Genomic DNA, 16,432 nt, shown 5'->3' with positions numbered 1-16,432 from the left:
AGTTGAGGCAAATGTAAAATATTTACCATCAACAAAAAGCCTTTTTCTAGCTTTTCGAGGCGCAATTTAGTCCAAAAAAAATGGTAAGAAAAGTATTAGTCTAGAATTATGCGACTGGTAGTTTCTCAAATGATTTTTCAATAAAGCTGCTTACCTGTTCCATAAGCCACATTGGAGTGGAAGTGGCCCCGCAAATCCCAACTTTATCCTCTTGTTTGAGCCACGAAATATCTATTTCCTCCTCAGACTCAACAAAATAGCTTCGCTCATTTTCTTGCAGACAAACACTGTAAAGCGCTCTTCCATTTGAGCTTTTCTTTCCACTTACAAAGATTATGACGTCTTGGTCTTTCGCGAAATTTTGTAGCTGCGGTTCTCGGTTCGATACTTGACGGCAAATGCTATCATTTGCATTGAAGTCAATTTCTTTGAATTCGCCCTTTGCTTCCTTGATCCTGTCTTCAATCATCTGACGAATTCTATAGAAGCCTTTAGTGCTCTTTGTAGTTTGGCTATATAAAGTAACCGGACGACTGAAGTCAATTTTATCGAGGTCTTTATCCTCCATTATAATAATAGCCTCATTATTGGTTTGGCCTGTGAGGCCAATTACCTCAGCATGACCTGTTTTTCCGTAAATCACAATCTGCCCATCCACATCTTGCATACGGTCATAAGCCATTTTCACACGATTCTGAAGTTTTAGCACCACAGGACATGAAGCGTCTACCAATTCAATATTGTTATCCATTGCCAATTGGTAAGTCTCAGGGGGCTCACCATGTGCTCTGATCAGTACTTTGGTATTTTTAATCCCTTTTAATTCTTCTCTATCAATAATTTTCAGGCCTTTGGCATTCAGACGATCTACCTCCATACCATTATGAACTATATCGCCAAGGCAATATAATTCTCCCTCTTTCATTTCATCTTCCGCCATTTGGATGGCAAATTCCACCCCAAAACAATAGCCTGAATTTTTATCGATTGTGACTTTCATACTTATTGATATCTAGCCTTCTATCTGTTCTTTTGCCAAAGTTAGCACCTTATTTACCTGTTCTTCAAATTCCAGATCCGAAGTATCAATTACTATGGCTTCTGGCACTTGAATCAAAGGACTTTCTTCTCTGGTAGAGTCCTGCAAATCTCGTTCCCTAAAATTCTTCACGATCTCTTCTAGCGATGCTTCCTCTCCTTTTTCCCCCAACTCGGCCTGCCTTCTTTTGGCCCTGGCCTCATCACTGGCATTCATGAATATTTTTAGTTCTGCATCTGGAAAAACCACTGAAGCAATGTCTCTTCCATCCATGACTACACCTCTATCCTTGCCCATTTCTTGTTGTTGCGCTACCATGGCCATTCTTACGGCTTTAATGGCAGCCACAGGACTCACAAATTCTGAAACGTACATTTTCCGAATCTCTTCTTCAACATACACATCATTCAAAAAAGTTTCGCTTTTGCCTGTTTGTGGGTTGTGCCTGAAGTCAATAGAGATAGCATCGAGTGCACTCAATACTTGGGCTTCATCCTTTATATCAACTTTATTCTGAAGTATATATAAGGTAACTGCCCTGTACATGGCTCCACTATCAATAAACTTATACGCCAATCGCTTTGCTACTTCTTTCGCAGTGCTGCTTTTTCCGCAGCCAGAAAAACCGTCTATGGCAATATTGATCTTCTTCATTCAAAATAAATTTCGGCAAAGGTAAGAAGTTTGATGGAGGGGTGTAAAAAATCAAACCAAGGATTTGAGTAATATAGAAATTAAACAACAGCGAGTTTACTCAAACACTTCTGAATCTGGTTGATCTTTGACCGTCAAGGAAAATACGTCATTCCTTGCATAATGACCAACTGGATCGAAATCGAGTTTGTTTTTCATCACTTCCTCTATATCTATTTCAGCAGTAAGAATCCCTTCTTCGTCCCAAAGCGGGCCCGCTAAAACCTCACCAGTTGGCGCCATAATTACAGAACCTCCACGACTCATTACTTCTGGCTGGTGATCTAAGTCGGTAATTCCAGGTAAATCTTTTGGATACATTGATTTGGTCACAAACTGGTTGCACCCGATCACGAAACACCGACCTTCCAAAGCAATATGCTTTAAGGTATGCTGCCAATTTTCACGGCTGTCTGCTGTGGGCGCCAAATACAATTGCACTCCTTTTTGGTACATGGCCATTCGCGCTAGCGGCATATAGTTTTCCCAGCAAATCAACCCTCCCATTTTACCCAAAGGAGTATTAAAAGTTGAAAGGGTTGAGCCATCTCCTTCTCCCCAAACAATACGTTCAGCAGCGGTGGGTTTAAGTTTTCGATGCTTGCCCAAGAGCTCGCCCTTTGGGTTAAAATAAAGCATGGTGCAGTACATGGTTCCTGAAACAGTGTCCTTTTCATTCACGCCTATTACTAAAAACAAGTCCGCTTTTCTGGCCATTTCACCCAATTGAGCAGTTGCTTTGCTCGGTACTTCTATCGATGAGTTCCAATAGCGCAACCATGTTTCGCGTCCTTCTGCACTTCGGCTACCGACCACAGTACCGAAACTCAACCCACGGGGATAGGCAGAAATAAAGGCTTCTGGAAACAGCGCAAGTTTAGCTCCTTTGCTAGCCGCCTCAGTTACCAAATGAGCCGTTTTTGCTAAAGTTTTCTCTAAATCGAAAAGCACGGGCGAGGCTTGAACGACCGCAGCAATGAATTTTGTAGACATGCCTGAAAGTTATAAAATTTGGCCAATGAAATTAAGATTTATAATGTAGGAGGAATCTATTACCCTACTCTCGTCCGCCTTCTAAGTTTCGAAATGCGATCATTATAATAAAGCTTAAGCTCCTCCAGAAATGTCATTGGTTCTGGGTAATCCATCAGCACCCTGTAAGTGTATTTTTTCTTCACCTGCTCAATTAGCTTCTCAATCTTCTCCTTCTCAGTTTTCAGAAACTCGCTTTTAGACCGTTGCTCAATCTTAACCCCTTTGTGCTCCGCAATATTCACCAATGTATTTCCGCTAAAGATATGAGCATGGTAATCTTGTAACGCCTTTAAGTCTCCAGTTTGATAAATGTCAATCAGTTTGGTGGTTACTTCTGTGGCTAAATCGGCTTGTCCCTCGTCCATATTAAACTTATCGGGATGCACATAAAGCATGGCTTCTCTATAAAGTCGTTTCCTTTCCTTTTCATCCACTTCTGAAACATGGACTTTGATAACTTTGGTCAAGGGCTTTAAAGAGGTTGGTGACGTATAGTTCTTTCCACGCTGCTTTTGTGCTATGCGCTTTTCCTTTTTCGCTAGCTTCTGCTTTTTATAAAGCACGGTCAGTTCTTGAACCTCCACCAGTTCATTGGCCAATTCAGACCGAAGGATAGATTCAAACGCAAATACCTTTCGCTCTACCTCATTTAGCTCTCTTTGCAAAGCATCAATCTCAGCCTGTAATGGCAGTTCATTTTGGCTAAGAATATTGATTGGGTGATTTTGCTCAGACATTAGATAATTTCAAAAAGTCAAAGTTGAGAAAGTATCTATAAATAGCCCAATTCATTTATCTCAACTTAGTTGCGTGAATTTTTAATAAAACAAATAACAATTACAGTAATTTATTAAATTAGTGAATCAATTTTATGTCTCACCAATAAAATGAAATTATGGACTTAATAGGTATGCCTGGAGGAATGGGAATGATGATTGTTTTTTTCGTACTCATTCCATTTACATTATGGGTTATTGCTTTGGTTGACTGCCTCAAAGGCGATTTCTCAGGAGACAATAAAATAATTTGGGTTTTAGTGATTATATTCCTTCCAGTTTTAGGGTCGATCTTATACTTCCTCGTTGGACGAAATCAAAAAATAGCCTGACACTCAAAACGAATTCAATGCTCCACCTTCGAACAATGTCTGAAAATGATTGGCCGATGGTCTCAAAAATCTACGCTGAAGGTATTGCGACAGGTCAAGCTACTTTTGAAACAGAGATTCCCAGTTGGGAGAAATGGGACAGCAACCACTTACAAATTTGCCGTTTTGTGGCAGAAAGAGAAGGAGAAGTTGTAGGCTGGGCAGCCCTAAGCCCAGTATCTAGTCGCTGTGTTTATGGAGGTGTGGCAGAAGTAAGCGTCTATGTTTCTACCAATCATTTAGGCCAAAAAATAGGGAGTCAACTCTTGAACCAGCTGATACTAACCAGTGAAGCTGAAGGCTTCTGGACACTTCAAGCAGGTATTTTTAAAGAAAATGCAGCTAGTATTAGGCTACATACTACATTAGGTTTTAGAGAAATTGGCTATCGAGAAAAGATTGGGCAGATGAACGGAGTCTGGAGAGACACCGTTTTGCTGGAAAGAAGAAGCCTGAAAGCAGGCAATTAAAGGTTTAGCCAAACCTTACTGCCTTCCATTCTAACCCTTCACATCATTCGCATTGGTCGGAAAATTAAATCCCACTATTTTCCGCGATTAAACAACCACAACAAAGCTGAATTCTATGAAGACCATTGTAAAACTGACTTTGGTAGTTTTGCTTATTGCAACAACTGCACTCACAGGTTTTGCCCAAACCGATCCAGCGAAATCGGATACGAGTAAAACAGACAAAAAAAAGAAAAAAGACCTACCTCTTGAGCCAGGAAGAACTTTTGATTTTGATCTAAAGGAAGGCTCATGGATTGCCCTTGACGTAAGTCCTGATGGAAAGACCATCGTATTCGACTTTCTAGGCGATCTTTATACCATGCCCATTTCTGGCGGAAATGCTACTCAAATCACTAAGGGTATGCAGTTCGATAGCCAACCAAGGTATAGCCCTGATGGCAACAAAGTAATTTTCATTTCAGATGAATCTGGCGGTGAGAATGTATGGACTTACGACTTTTCTACTGACAAGAAAAACCAAGTGACTAAAGGCAATTCCAATGCTTATCAGTCTCCTGAATGGACTCCTGATGGGAAATACATGATCGCTTCAAAAGGTGGAGGATCACATAAACTTTGGTTATATCATGTAGAAGGCGGTTCTGGAACAGCTTTAGTGAACGAACCAAGTAATATGAGAATGGTGGAAGGCGCGTTCGGAAAAGACGACCGATACATCTGGTTCTCCAGAAGAACAGGTTCTTCCCAATACAATGCTTCGATGCCACAATATCAAATGGCTACTTATGATCGCGAAACTGGAGAAATCACTGCACAATCCTCGCGATACGGTTCATCTTTTCGCCCTACGCCATCTAGCGATGGAAAATGGTTGATTTACGCCACTAGACATGACGAGGAAACTGGCTTGATTTTAAGAGACCTAGCCACCGGAGACGAAAGCTGGTTAGCCTACCCTATTCAACATGACGATCAGGAATCACGTGCTTCAAGAGATGTATTGCCAGGTTTTTCATGGACATCAGACAACAAAAGTATCGTCATTTCTTATGGCGGAAAAATGTGGAAGATCAATGTAGCGACAAAAAAAGCACAGGAGATTCCTTTCAGAGTAAAGTCAAGCATTGAATTAGGTCCAGAGTTGGATTTCGATTACCCAATTTCAGATTCAGAAGAATTTGTGGTTACTCAAATTAGAGATATTGCTCCTTCACCAAACGGAAAGCAAATGGCCTTTACCGCTTTAGACGAGCTTTATATTATGGACTTGCCCAACGGCACTCCTAAGAAGTTGGTGAATGTTGGTGAATCTCAAGCACAACCAGCATGGTCGCCAAATGGTGAGTGGATTGCCTTTGTAAGCTGGAAAGCTGATGGTGGAAAGTTATACAAGGTTCGCCCGAATGGCCAAAATTTAACCCAGTTGAATAAGGACAATTCTGTTTACCAAAGTCCGGTTTGGTCAAATGACGGAAGTAAAATCGTTGTCATTAAAGGCTTAACGCAAGATTTCAAAGAAGCGCTTCAGCGTACTGCTTTCAGAGGTACCAGCGATTTGGTTTGGATTTCAGCTGATGGGTCAAAAGATAATTTCATCACTTATTCTAATGGTCGTGGTAATCCACATTTTGTTAAGAATTCAGACCGAATTTATCTTTCAAGCGGAAGGGGCTTGTCTTCTATCCGTTGGGATGGAACAGATGAAAAATTCCATGTACGAGTTAGAGGGAAAGCATCTGCGGGATCAAGCAACGCTCCGAATGCTTCATGGATAAAAATGGCACCGGAAGGTGATCAAGCTTTGGCCGAAGTAGTGAATGATTTATTCGTAGTAACCGTACCGCAAGTAAGTGATGAAGCTCCAACCATTTCGGTTTCAAACCCAGCGAATGCAGCCTTCCCATCACGTCAACTTACAGACATTGGAGGCCAGTTCCCTGCTTGGAATGCAGATGGGACTAAAGTACACTGGGCTGTAGGAAATGCACATGTAGTGTATGATTTATCAGCCGCCAAAGCCATTGATGAAGCCAACAAAACGGAAGAAGACAAAGAGAAGAAAAAAGAGTACGAACCAATTGAAAACCGTATTAGCGTAAATGTTAAACGAGACACACCTAAAGGCTCTATGCTTTTAAAGAATGCTCGAATCATTACCATGAAGGGTGATGAAGTGATCGAAAAAGGAGACATCCTTATTGAAAACAATCGCATTAAACAGGTGGGCACTAACCTTACTGCTGATAGAAAAACAACGGTAATGGACATGACCGGAAAGACGATTGTCCCAGGTTTTGTAGACACTCATTCTCACTTCCGTCATCCGGTAAATCTTCACAGAGGAGAGTTCTGGCCATACCTTACCAATTTAGCATTTGGGGTAATCACTACACGTGACCCACAAACAGCAACCACGGATGTGCTCACTTATGGAGACTTAGTGGATGCTGGTAAGTTGATTGGCCCAAGAATTTACTCTACTGGCCCTGGTATTTTCGGTAGCGAAAACATCAGTAGCCTAGAGCATGCTCAAAAAGTAATGAAACGCTATAGCGAATATTACAACACCAAGACGATCAAAATGTACGGTGCTGGAAATCGTCAGCAAAAACAGTGGATCATTCAAGCAGCAAGAGAGCAAAGCATTATGCCAACAACAGAAGGCGGATTAGATTTCAAAGCCAACCTTACTCAAGTAATTGATGGTTACCCAGGGCATGAGCACACCTTCCCTATCTTTCCACTCTATAAAGATGTGATTGATTTGGTTTCTTTTTCTAGAACAGTTTATACACCAACATTGCTAGTAGCCTACGGTGGCCCATGGGCAGAAAACTATTTCTATGCAACTGAAAACCCACATGCTGATCCAAAACTGAATCGTTTTATGCCACATGAAAACCTTGACTCAAGAACAAGAAGAAGAAATGACGGCTGGTTTATGGAAGAGGAACATGTATTTGAAGACCATGCGGTTTTCGTAAAAGACCTCGTGGAAGCTGGTGGAAGAGCTGGTATAGGTAGCCACGGGCAGTTGCAAGGCCTAGGTTATCACTGGGAACTTTGGGCCATGCAGTCTGGAGGAATGAGTGAATTGAACACACTGAAAGTCGCTACTATTTTAGGAGCCGAAGCCATTGGTTTAGACACAGACCTTGGTTCACTTGAGTCTGGAAAATTAGCCGATTTGGTTATCCTGAATAGCAACCCTTTAGACAACATCAAGAACTCTAAAGACATCAGCCATGTAATGAAAAATGGCCGTTTGTATGATGGAAATACACTTGATGAACTATACCCAACTAAAAAGCCACTTCCTAAAATGTGGTGGATGGATGTAACTCCAAAAGATTTACCAGGGGTGAAAAAATAGGTCACACTATAACAATTTCAAATAGCCATGACATGTAAATGTTGTGGCTATTTTTTTTAATGAAACTCATCTTTAAGAATTAGCGTATATTTACATACATTTAAGTGTAACTTTACACTATTGAAATGAAAGAGCAATCACAAAGTACCCCCAACTTACTCAATGAACCCGCAGTGATGTATGGGCACACCAACTACTATTCTCTAGCAGAACACGACATCTCTAAAAATTACATCAAGGCAATTTTAGAAGTTTCAAAGCTTAGCCTGAATGAGCTAATGGCCATTATTCCTATTTCCATAGATACCTATAAGCGTAAAACTGAGTTCAATCCGCCAGTCACTGAAAAAATTCTAGAAATAGAAGAAGTATACCGAACAGGCCTGAATGCCTTCGGTGAGGGCTTTCACACATGGATGGCCACCGAAAACGTGGCGATGGGTGGTATTATTCCTAAAAAATTACTCTCCAATAGTTTTGGAGTACGCAAACTCCTCGATGAAATTGGCCGCATGGAACACGGAGTACTTGCCTAATGCTTGTCTACAGAATTAGTAAACAAATCTACGCAAACGACCTCACTGGAACAGGTGCCGGATTATATGGAGGAAGATGGAACCCAAAAGGAATCAATTTAGTCTACACCGCAGGTAGTACTTCTCTAGCTTGTTTAGAGTATCTAGTGCATAATTTTCACATTATGGGAAAACAGGAAATATGCTTGTCGGAAATATTCGTTGCAGACGAAGCTCTAATTGAAGAAGTTTCGCTTAATGATCTTCCTGCAGACTGGCAAACGAAAAAATTCACCCCACTTTCTACACAGAAAATAGGTTTCAACTTCTTTCATAGAGCAGAAGCCTACCTATTAAAAGTACCTTCGGCTATTGTTCCAAACGAGTTCAATTATCTGCTGAACCCACTTCATCCTGACCATAAACAAACTTCTATTCATCAACAGATCACACCGTTTACCATTGATGAAAGGCTTTTTATGTTTTAAGTGAGTTATTTGATGAACTCATTCAAACTTTAAACATTTTACCATGGGATTATTCTGGGACCTCATTCAACACAGTCAAATATCAGATCAACAAAGCAAAACGAGTTCATTGGAAGATCGGGTGAACTACCTTGAAATCGAGTTGAGACATACGCAAGAGCTACTCGTTAAAACATTAAAAACCTTAGAAGAAACTATTGGTAAGGATATTAATGGTGATGGACGCGTGGGTTAATCATTCCGCATGAAGCGTGTCGGCAGGGTTATTCAAAGCTGCTTTAATGCTATGGTACGAAACGGTAATTAAAGCAATAGCAATTGAGCCCGCTCCCACATAGAAAAAGGTAAGCCAATTGACACCAATAGAATAGGCGAAGTTCTGGAGCCACTCATTCATTGCTAGATAAGTAATGGGTACTGCAATTAAGTTTGCTACGAGAATTAGCTTTACAAAATCCTTTGAAAGCAATCGAACAATACTGAAGGTAGAGGCTCCTAGCACCTTTCTCACCCCTATTTCTTTTGTACGCTGAGTAGCCAAAAATGCAGCAAGGCCAAAAGCACCAAGACAAGCAATGATAATAGCTAAAACCGAAAAGGAAGTAAACACCTTTCCACTACGTTGCTCCGCTTGATACAAAGCACCAAATTCTTCGTTCATAAAGCGATAAGCCAATGGGCGGTCTGGAATAAACGCTTTCCATTGGCTATCTATAAACTCTAGTGTTGATTTCACATTGGCCGTATTCGTTTTTACAACCATTAAATTTGAAGCTCTAGCATTCAGGCTACTTGCAAATAGCGCCAACGGTCCAATTTCTTGATGTAGCGATTCAAAATGAAAATCCTTTACCACTCCAATTACATTATAAATTGGGCCATTAATAGGTTGTAGTTGCTTACCTATAGGATCTTTCCATTTGAAAATTCGAGCCGCAGCTTCATTAATAATTACTGCCGAAGAATCCGAAACGATTTCAGAATTAAATGAACGTCCTTCAACCACCTCTAGCCCCATAGTGGAAATTAAATCATAATCGCCACGTAAATTTGGCAAGAGAAAACGATCACTGGCATCTCCTGTCACATCGGTAAAAGTACCACCAACCACCTGTCTTCCTGGTATAGTATTTACGCCACTTACTTGCAAAACATTAGGGTTATTGAGCAAAGCATTTTTAAAAGTATTGCTTTGGCCCCGAAGTAAATTTGCACGCTCAATTACCACAAGTTGGTCTTTATCGAAGCCCAAACTCTTGTTATTCAAATATTGTAGTTGCTGATAAATCACAATTGTACCAACTACCAAAATTACGGACACTGAAAACTGAAAAATCACCAAACCATTTCTCAGCCAAGTGTTCTTAGCTCCGCCCGTAAGTTTACCTTTCAATACCGTAATAGGCCTAAATGCGGATAGATAAAAAGCAGGATAAAGTCCAGCCACAATACCCAGCACTAAAGAAAAACCAAACATTGCAAACAAAATAGTTGGGCTCAGAAAAGTATCAATAGCGATAGTTTTACCCGATAGTTCATTAAAGAATGGAAGTACTGAGGCCGTCATTCCTATAGCAAGTACCAATGCCAATAAGCACATAATCACCGATTCGGTAAGGAACTGAAATACAAGCTGACCTTTGTGGGCCCCTAAAACTTTGCGCATTCCTACTTCCTTTGCTCGATTGGCAGCCCGAGCAGTAGCAAGGTTAATGAAGTTAACACAAGCAATAAGCAAGATGAAAATAGAAATACCTGCAAATAGATAAACAGTGGCAGCACTTCCATTAGGCTCTAATTCCCATTGCAAATTAGAATTGAGATGAATTTTAGACAACGGTTGGAAAAAATATTGATGCGCATTGCCTGCCTCTTCATACTGCTGCCAACTTATCCCCAAAATACTCTGGACTTGAGGCTCCATATAGCGTTGCAAAACTTCTTGTGTTTTTTGTTCTACAATGGGTACAGAACTAGCATCCATTTTTACATAATTGTAGGTCACGTATGAGCCCCAAAATTGATTATTGTATAAATTGGGAATGGTTTTTAGAGAAAAAAGAAAATCGAAATGAAAGTGACTATTGCTAGGCATTGGCTCCACGACACCCTTCACCAACATTTGGCCAATATTTTGCATCTCGAGTTGTCGACCTATTACATCAATCGACCCAAAATACTTATTCGCCATCTGAGTAGTAATGATCAATGAATTCGGTTCGTTCAAAGCGGTTTCAACATCGCCTAAGATCAACTTCGCTCCAAAAAAATGGAAGAAGTTTGAGTCAGCCGCTATTACATTCCTTTCATCAAAATATTGATCATCCTTTTCGATAGTCACCGAACCAAAACTATTGTAAAGGCGAGTAGCCGCTGTGATTTCTGGAAGTTCATTATAGAGCGCCATGCCCATTGGCATAGGGCTTCGTGCGTATTGAAAGCCGTTATCTGGGAACTTTCGATCTAAAGCAATTCGAAAGGTATTTTCGCTATTAGGATGGAAATTATCATAGCTCAATTCATCTGCCACAAAGCTTACAATAAGCATGCAGCAACAAATACCAATTGCTAAACCAAAGATGTTGATAAAAGCATATGCTTTCTGTCTAAAAATATTTCTTAAAGCGACTTTAAAATAATTCCGAATCATGTTGCTCTCCTTTTTTGACCTAAAATAAAAATACAAAAACAATAAACGTAAGTAGTTACATTTAATATGAATGGTCGGATTATTTGACAGAAACGCCATATTGACTGAACTTAAATGATGGAACGGGGTTTGTAATGATTAACTTGCAGACCTAAAGGACAGCACTACCCAAACCCTTTTAAATGAAGAAAATCACAGCTGAAAAAATTACGCTAGAAAAAGACCAAATTTTATCCCTTCGCAAGTATGCCGAAGAGCATAAAACCAAGGCCACTATACAAATCATCAATTCGTTCTTGCCCTTTATTGGTATCTGGATTTTGATGTACTTCTCCCTAGATATCAGCTACTGGCTGACATTTGCCTTAGGTATCTTGAACGCATTTTTCTTGGTAAGAATCTTTATTATTCAGCACGACTGCGGTCATCAGTCTTTTGTAAAAAACAGAACTGCACAAAAAATTATAGGCTACGCATGTAGCTACTTCTCTACCATTCCATTCAATTATTGGGCTAAATCACACAGCGTACACCATAAATTAAATGGTCAGTTAGAATTGAGAGATATTGGAGATGTAACCACCTACACTGTGGCGGAGTTTCAAGAATTTAGCAAAGGCAAAAGGTTTGGGTACCGAGTATATCGCTCTCCAATTGTAATGTTTCTTATCGGCCCAATCTATTACGTTTTCATTCATAACAGATTAGCTAAAATTAAATTACCTGCCTTTAAGAGTGCCAAAAAGGGAGTGATTTTAAATAACATATTACTCTTAGCGGCCTTTACCATACTTGGTTTCAGCTTAGGTTGGGTAAAATTCCTATTGGTACATGTTACCATTTTGGTTATGTTCTCTATTATTGCCATTTGGTTTTTCTATGTTCAGCACCAACATGAACACGGTTATAAGCAATGGAAAAAGAACTGGGATTATGTTACTTCGGCTTTAAAAGGCAGTACTTATTATAAAATTCCGAGGGTATTCAATTGGCTGACTGGCAATATTGGTATTCACCACGTACACCATTTAAACCCACTAATCCCTAATTATAACTTAAAGAAATGTATCAAGGAAAACCCTTGGTTGAATCAGTTCCCAACCATAATTGGATTTAGAGACAGTTTAAAACTTGCTTCTAACAAGCTATGGTGTGAAACGCAACAGCGTATGATTTCTTTCAGAGAATTCTACGAAATGGAAAGACGTGGTCTAATTCCCGTACCAGTATCAAATAAATCGAACGGGTAAAGCACAATTCAATATAAAAGTCAGGCATAATCGTTAAGATTTGCTTATTCCTCACCAGATCAAACAAATTTATGAATTTGTTTGATCTGGTGTTTTTATATAATTATTATTAATCATGAATTACGAACTGAGTGGAATTGCCAAAACCACGGCTAACTATATAAATACCACCAATCAGCATGTTTTTTTAACTGGTAAAGCAGGCACGGGTAAAACCACTTTTTTAAAATACATTGTACAACATACCCATAAGAAAGCAGTGGTTGCTGCGCCAACGGGTATTGCCGCCATTAACGCCAATGGGGTTACGCTCCACTCTTTATTGCATCTACCTTTCGGGGCATTTATTCCTGAACGCATTACACCTCCAAATACAGGAGGACAAATCACTACGCTCCTCAACCTCTTTTCGAATGTAAGGTTTAACGCTTCAAAGCGGGCCATGCTTCGCGAAGTAGAACTCTTGATTATAGATGAAGTCAGTATGTTACGCTCTGATTTATTAGACTGCATTGACCACATGCTGCGCTACCTCAGAAAAAACAGAAATGAGCCTTTTGGTGGACTTCAGATATTGTTCATTGGAGATTTACTTCAGCTTCCACCTGTGGTGAAAGACTCTGAATGGAATGTGCTTTCAGAATATTACAAAAGCAGTTATTTCTTCGATGCACATGCCCTTCGCGAAGCCCCTCCTATTCATGTAGAACTGGATAAAATTTACAGGCAAACCGATGAGAAATTTATTCAAATTCTAAATCGATTTAGAGACAACGAACAAAACACTGAGGACTTAAATTACCTCAACTCATTCTATAATCCTGAAGTAAAAGAAAAGGAGAAAAGTGGCTACATCTACCTGACCACACACAACAGAAAAGCAGATGAAATCAACACCAATCGACTAGCAAACCTCCAGTCGAATGCGCATGAATATAAAGCTGACCTTAGTGGTGACTTCCCTGATAACGCCTACCCTACTAACCCTAGGCTTTCCCTTAAATTGGGAGCTCAGGTTATGTTTATTAAGAATGATGCTTCCGGGCAAGGCCAATTTTTCAATGGAAAAATTGGGACAGTTTCCCAATTGCGTTCCTCTGAAATTTGGGTAAAGTTTGAGGACGGCAACGAAGTTGAAGTCAGTAACCACATTTGGGAAAACAAACGATACAAACTCAACGAGGCCTCTAACGAAATTGAAGAGAAAGTGCTGGGTAAGTTTGAGCAGTACCCTTTAAAACTCGCTTGGGCAGTTACAATTCACAAAAGTCAAGGCCTTACTTTCGAAAAGGCAATCCTCGATCTTACCGATGCCTTCACCCACGGACAAGTATATGTGGCCTTATCGCGATTAACTTCACTGGACGGGCTAATTCTTGCCTCTCGTTTACCCGAAGGAAGCTTTGAAAGAAGTCAGAGCATGAATGCTTTTATGGCTACCAAAAGCAGCGAAAACCAGCTCACCAATCAACTGCCAGATTACCAAAAACGATATTACGCGAAACTGTCTGAATCCACATTCGATTTTTCAGGGGTATTGTATTCTTTGAGCCAACACATTCAGGGTTTTGATAAAGACGAGAGCCGATCGGCCAAGCAAGAGTATTTAGGTTGGAACAAAAGACTTTTGGACAGTACGCTTCCCTTGCAAAAAGTGGGCGCTACATTTATTGGTGAAGTCCAGAGAATCTTGACCATGGAGGCTTATTTACCACATTTAGCCGAGAGGGCCGAAAAAGCAAAAGGATACTTTAATAAGGAACTCGAAAAACTCACCGACCTCTTAGACGAGCACCAACAGGACATAAAAACAAAGGTCAGAATTACAGAATACAAGAAAGAACTCAAGGCTTTAGAGCAACTGTATTTCAACAAAAGAGCCCAAGTACAGCGTTTCCAATTATTGGTCAGCAATGCCTTAAAGGGTAAAACACTCACCAAGGAAGAAATGCTCAGTTCTTCTTTGTACAAGGAACGTAAAGTAGCGACCATCTCGAAAGGGAAAAAGTCGAAAACACCTACTGCCGAAATCAGCTTCGAGCTGTATCAGCAAGGAAAATCAGTGGAGGGAATTGCAGAAACCAGAGGGCTAGTCCCCAGCACGATTGAAGGTCATTTAGCGCAATATATCTCTAGTGGCCAAGTGGATATTAAGCGTTTAATGAGCGAAGAAAAACTGAATGTAATTCTTTCATTAGTCACCCCTGAAACCACGGGCACTCAAGAAATCAAAAGCAAGCTTGGGGAAGAATACAGCTATGGTGAAATCCGCATGGCACTCACTTTTTACAAAGCCTTGAAATAAAACCTCATTAGGCAAAATCATCTCAAAACCCCCTAGAAAAATAAAGGTAGTCCCGAACAGAAAACTGAACTCCCTTTATATCATCTTCGCGGAAAATCTACCTCCAGCAATTACCAAATTGAGTACTCTTTTACACATATGGGAAACTTTGGGACAGCTTTTTTCTCAAAAAGTGCCTTTAAGGAGGTTATTACTAATGGTACGAGAATTGAACAACAACACACAAATCAAATAACATACGAAATCATGAAATCATCATTAAAACTAATAACAGCAATTTTTCTTTCTGGCGCCCTTTTGTTCGGCTGTCAAGCGAGTAACACGGCAAAAGGTGGTGCCATTGGCGCGACTGCTGGTGGTGTAATCGGTGGTGTAATTGGAGGTAAAGATAATACCGCCCTAGGTGCAATTATTGGAGCAACCGTTGGTGGTACTGCTGGAGCTCTAATTGGCCGAAGAATGGACAAGCAAGCTGAAGAATTGAGAGAAGATCTAAATGGCGCAAAAGTAGAGCGTGTAGGAGAAGGCATTAAAATCACCTTTGATTCAGGTTTAATGTTTGCCACTAATCAATCTGCTTTGAATGTAAACACAAAGGAAAACCTTAAAGATTTAGCCGCTACACTTCAGAAATATGAAGACACTAACGTGCTGATCGAAGGTCATACTGACAATACGGGTACTGACGAATATAATATGACCCTTTCTAAGAAAAGAGCTGCTTCGGTTCAGGAGTATTTAGTAAGCCTTGGTTTAGATTACCAGAGAATGGAAATCGCGGGTTATGGTGAAAGCCAGCCGATCACTGAAAACGACACCAACGCTGGAAGACAAGCCAACCGTAGAGTTGAAGTTGCGATTTACGCCAACGACAAAATGAAAAGAATGGCCAAAAGAGGCGAACTTGAAGGAGGCGAATAAGCCCACTCAATGGAAAGTATTTAAAATGCTTTGTGAGAAATCGCAAAGCATTTTTTTATGCTCAAACATTCGGTGATTTATTAACTTGCATCAATGGAAGGCCCCAACCCACAACTGCTTGTCGATTTAGTAACAATGAAAATGCCATTCGGCAAATACAAAGGCACCACGCTCTGCGATTTACCCACTTACTATTTAGAATGGTTTGCTAAGGAAGGTTTCCCAAATGGAAAACTAGGAATGCTCCTCTCCACCATTTTCGAAATTAAAATCAACGGTTTGGAAGATTTGCTTAAGCCACTGAAGAGTAAGAGAAGGTTTTGAAAGAGATCTGTTTTTTCAATTTTTAACCTATACAAAATGGTTCTCGATGATTTATTGAATTTAGAATTGATTGTTGTTCTAACCTTCTTTAGCTTTCGTAACTTCTCCAATTTTCTTATTTTCTATAAAGAAGAAAAAATCAAAATATTTAGTTCAGCGTTGATTGACAACCTTAAGTTCATAGGTATTATGTTTAAAAGTGTTTTTAAGCTCTGGTGG

Annotated in this window: 15 protein-coding genes; 10 read left to right on the top strand and 5 right to left on the bottom strand. The window is 40.1% G+C overall.

Annotation, left to right across the window (positions count from 1 at the left end):
• Positions 1-106: 106 nt before the first annotated feature.
• From AWN68_RS04215 to AWN68_RS04200, 4 genes are all read right to left on the bottom strand, one after another.
• Positions 107-1,000, bottom strand: coding sequence for a 4-hydroxy-3-methylbut-2-enyl diphosphate reductase (locus AWN68_RS04215; protein WP_068411898.1), 894 nt, complete (start codon positions 998-1,000; stop codon positions 107-109).
• A 12-nt stretch (positions 1,001-1,012) separates the two neighbouring features.
• A complete protein-coding gene (gene cmk, locus AWN68_RS04210) occupies positions 1,013-1,693 on the bottom strand; it encodes a (d)CMP kinase (RefSeq protein WP_068411895.1) in 681 nt (226 codons plus the stop codon).
• A gap of 96 nt (positions 1,694-1,789) precedes the next feature.
• The gene (locus AWN68_RS04205) at positions 1,790-2,725 is read right to left on the bottom strand and encodes a carbon-nitrogen hydrolase family protein (protein ID WP_068411892.1); all 936 of its coding nucleotides are present in this window, start codon (positions 2,723-2,725) and stop codon (positions 1,790-1,792) included.
• A 59-nt stretch (positions 2,726-2,784) separates the two neighbouring features.
• Positions 2,785-3,504, bottom strand: a complete 720-nt coding sequence (locus AWN68_RS04200) for a hypothetical protein (protein ID WP_068411889.1) — start codon at positions 3,502-3,504, stop codon at positions 2,785-2,787.
• A gap of 158 nt (positions 3,505-3,662) precedes the next feature.
• On the opposite strand from AWN68_RS04200, the gene AWN68_RS04195 reads away from it, so the two are divergent.
• From AWN68_RS04195 to AWN68_RS04170, 6 genes are all read left to right on the top strand, one after another.
• Positions 3,663-3,875 (top strand): PLDc N-terminal domain-containing protein, encoded by a 213-nt coding sequence (locus AWN68_RS04195; protein WP_068411886.1) that lies wholly within the window; start codon positions 3,663-3,665, stop codon positions 3,873-3,875.
• 17 nt (positions 3,876-3,892) lie between these two features.
• Positions 3,893-4,384 (top strand): GNAT family N-acetyltransferase, encoded by a 492-nt coding sequence (locus AWN68_RS04190; protein ID WP_068411884.1) that lies wholly within the window; start codon positions 3,893-3,895, stop codon positions 4,382-4,384.
• A gap of 115 nt (positions 4,385-4,499) precedes the next feature.
• Positions 4,500-7,760, top strand: coding sequence for an amidohydrolase family protein (locus AWN68_RS04185; RefSeq protein ID WP_068411882.1), 3,261 nt, complete (start codon positions 4,500-4,502; stop codon positions 7,758-7,760).
• Between the two features lie 125 nt (positions 7,761-7,885).
• Positions 7,886-8,296: an antitoxin Xre/MbcA/ParS toxin-binding domain-containing protein gene (locus AWN68_RS04180; RefSeq protein ID WP_068411879.1), complete on the top strand. Its 411-nt coding sequence runs from the start codon at positions 7,886-7,888 to the stop codon at positions 8,294-8,296.
• Positions 8,296-8,763 carry an RES family NAD+ phosphorylase gene (locus AWN68_RS04175; protein ID WP_068411876.1) on the top strand — a complete coding sequence of 156 codons (468 nt, stop codon included), beginning with the start codon at positions 8,296-8,298 and terminating at the stop codon, positions 8,761-8,763. Before AWN68_RS04180 ends, AWN68_RS04175 begins: the two co-directional genes overlap by 1 nt.
• Before the next feature lie 43 nt (positions 8,764-8,806).
• Positions 8,807-8,998 carry a hypothetical protein gene (locus AWN68_RS04170; RefSeq protein ID WP_068411873.1) on the top strand — a complete coding sequence of 64 codons (192 nt, stop codon included), beginning with the start codon at positions 8,807-8,809 and terminating at the stop codon, positions 8,996-8,998.
• Here AWN68_RS04170 and AWN68_RS04165 read toward each other — a convergent pair whose 3' ends face one another.
• Positions 8,999-11,413 (bottom strand): ABC transporter permease, encoded by a 2,415-nt coding sequence (locus AWN68_RS04165; protein ID WP_068411870.1) that lies wholly within the window; start codon positions 11,411-11,413, stop codon positions 8,999-9,001.
• A gap of 182 nt (positions 11,414-11,595) precedes the next feature.
• On the opposite strand from AWN68_RS04165, the gene AWN68_RS04160 reads away from it, so the two are divergent.
• The 4 genes from AWN68_RS04160 (at position 11,596) to AWN68_RS04145 (ending at position 16,213) form a co-directional block, all read left to right on the top strand.
• The gene (locus AWN68_RS04160) at positions 11,596-12,663 is read left to right on the top strand and encodes a fatty acid desaturase (RefSeq protein WP_068411868.1); all 1,068 of its coding nucleotides are present in this window, start codon (positions 11,596-11,598) and stop codon (positions 12,661-12,663) included.
• 115 nt (positions 12,664-12,778) lie between these two features.
• Positions 12,779-14,968: a helix-turn-helix domain-containing protein gene (locus tag AWN68_RS04155; protein ID WP_068411865.1), complete on the top strand. Its 2,190-nt coding sequence runs from the start codon at positions 12,779-12,781 to the stop codon at positions 14,966-14,968.
• A 246-nt stretch (positions 14,969-15,214) separates the two neighbouring features.
• The gene (locus AWN68_RS04150; RefSeq protein ID WP_068412217.1) at positions 15,215-15,889 is read left to right on the top strand and encodes an OmpA family protein; all 675 of its coding nucleotides are present in this window, start codon (positions 15,215-15,217) and stop codon (positions 15,887-15,889) included.
• Between the two features lie 93 nt (positions 15,890-15,982).
• Positions 15,983-16,213 carry a DUF3820 family protein gene (locus AWN68_RS04145; protein WP_068411862.1) on the top strand — a complete coding sequence of 77 codons (231 nt, stop codon included), beginning with the start codon at positions 15,983-15,985 and terminating at the stop codon, positions 16,211-16,213.
• The last annotated feature ends 219 nt before the right edge of the window (positions 16,214-16,432 follow it).

Source organism: Roseivirga echinicomitans (genome assembly GCF_001592935.1).
Classification (GTDB): Bacteria; Bacteroidota; Bacteroidia; order Cytophagales; family Cyclobacteriaceae; genus Roseivirga; species Roseivirga echinicomitans.
This window is presented reverse-complemented; position numbering and strand designations above follow the sequence as displayed.

Coding starts and splice junctions, on each gene's coding strand:
- AWN68_RS04150 (WP_068412217.1), top strand. CDS start 15,215: ATGAAATCATCATTAAAACTAATAACAGCAATTTTTCTTTCTGGCGCC.
- AWN68_RS04205 (WP_068411892.1), bottom strand. CDS start 2,725: ATGTCTACAAAATTCATTGCTGCGGTCGTTCAAGCCTCGCCCGTGCTT.
- AWN68_RS04180 (WP_068411879.1), top strand. CDS start 7,886: ATGAAAGAGCAATCACAAAGTACCCCCAACTTACTCAATGAACCCGCA.
- AWN68_RS04155 (WP_068411865.1), top strand. CDS start 12,779: ATGAATTACGAACTGAGTGGAATTGCCAAAACCACGGCTAACTATATA.
- AWN68_RS04215 (WP_068411898.1), bottom strand. CDS start 1,000: ATGAAAGTCACAATCGATAAAAATTCAGGCTATTGTTTTGGGGTGGAA.
- AWN68_RS04170 (WP_068411873.1), top strand. CDS start 8,807: ATGGGATTATTCTGGGACCTCATTCAACACAGTCAAATATCAGATCAA.
- AWN68_RS04190 (WP_068411884.1), top strand. CDS start 3,893: ATGCTCCACCTTCGAACAATGTCTGAAAATGATTGGCCGATGGTCTCA.
- AWN68_RS04165 (WP_068411870.1), bottom strand. CDS start 11,413: ATGATTCGGAATTATTTTAAAGTCGCTTTAAGAAATATTTTTAGACAG.
- AWN68_RS04200 (WP_068411889.1), bottom strand. CDS start 3,504: ATGTCTGAGCAAAATCACCCAATCAATATTCTTAGCCAAAATGAACTG.
- cmk (WP_068411895.1), bottom strand. CDS start 1,693: ATGAAGAAGATCAATATTGCCATAGACGGTTTTTCTGGCTGCGGAAAA.
- AWN68_RS04195 (WP_068411886.1), top strand. CDS start 3,663: ATGGACTTAATAGGTATGCCTGGAGGAATGGGAATGATGATTGTTTTT.
- AWN68_RS04160 (WP_068411868.1), top strand. CDS start 11,596: ATGAAGAAAATCACAGCTGAAAAAATTACGCTAGAAAAAGACCAAATT.
- AWN68_RS04185 (WP_068411882.1), top strand. CDS start 4,500: ATGAAGACCATTGTAAAACTGACTTTGGTAGTTTTGCTTATTGCAACA.
- AWN68_RS04145 (WP_068411862.1), top strand. CDS start 15,983: ATGGAAGGCCCCAACCCACAACTGCTTGTCGATTTAGTAACAATGAAA.
- AWN68_RS04175 (WP_068411876.1), top strand. CDS start 8,296: ATGCTTGTCTACAGAATTAGTAAACAAATCTACGCAAACGACCTCACT.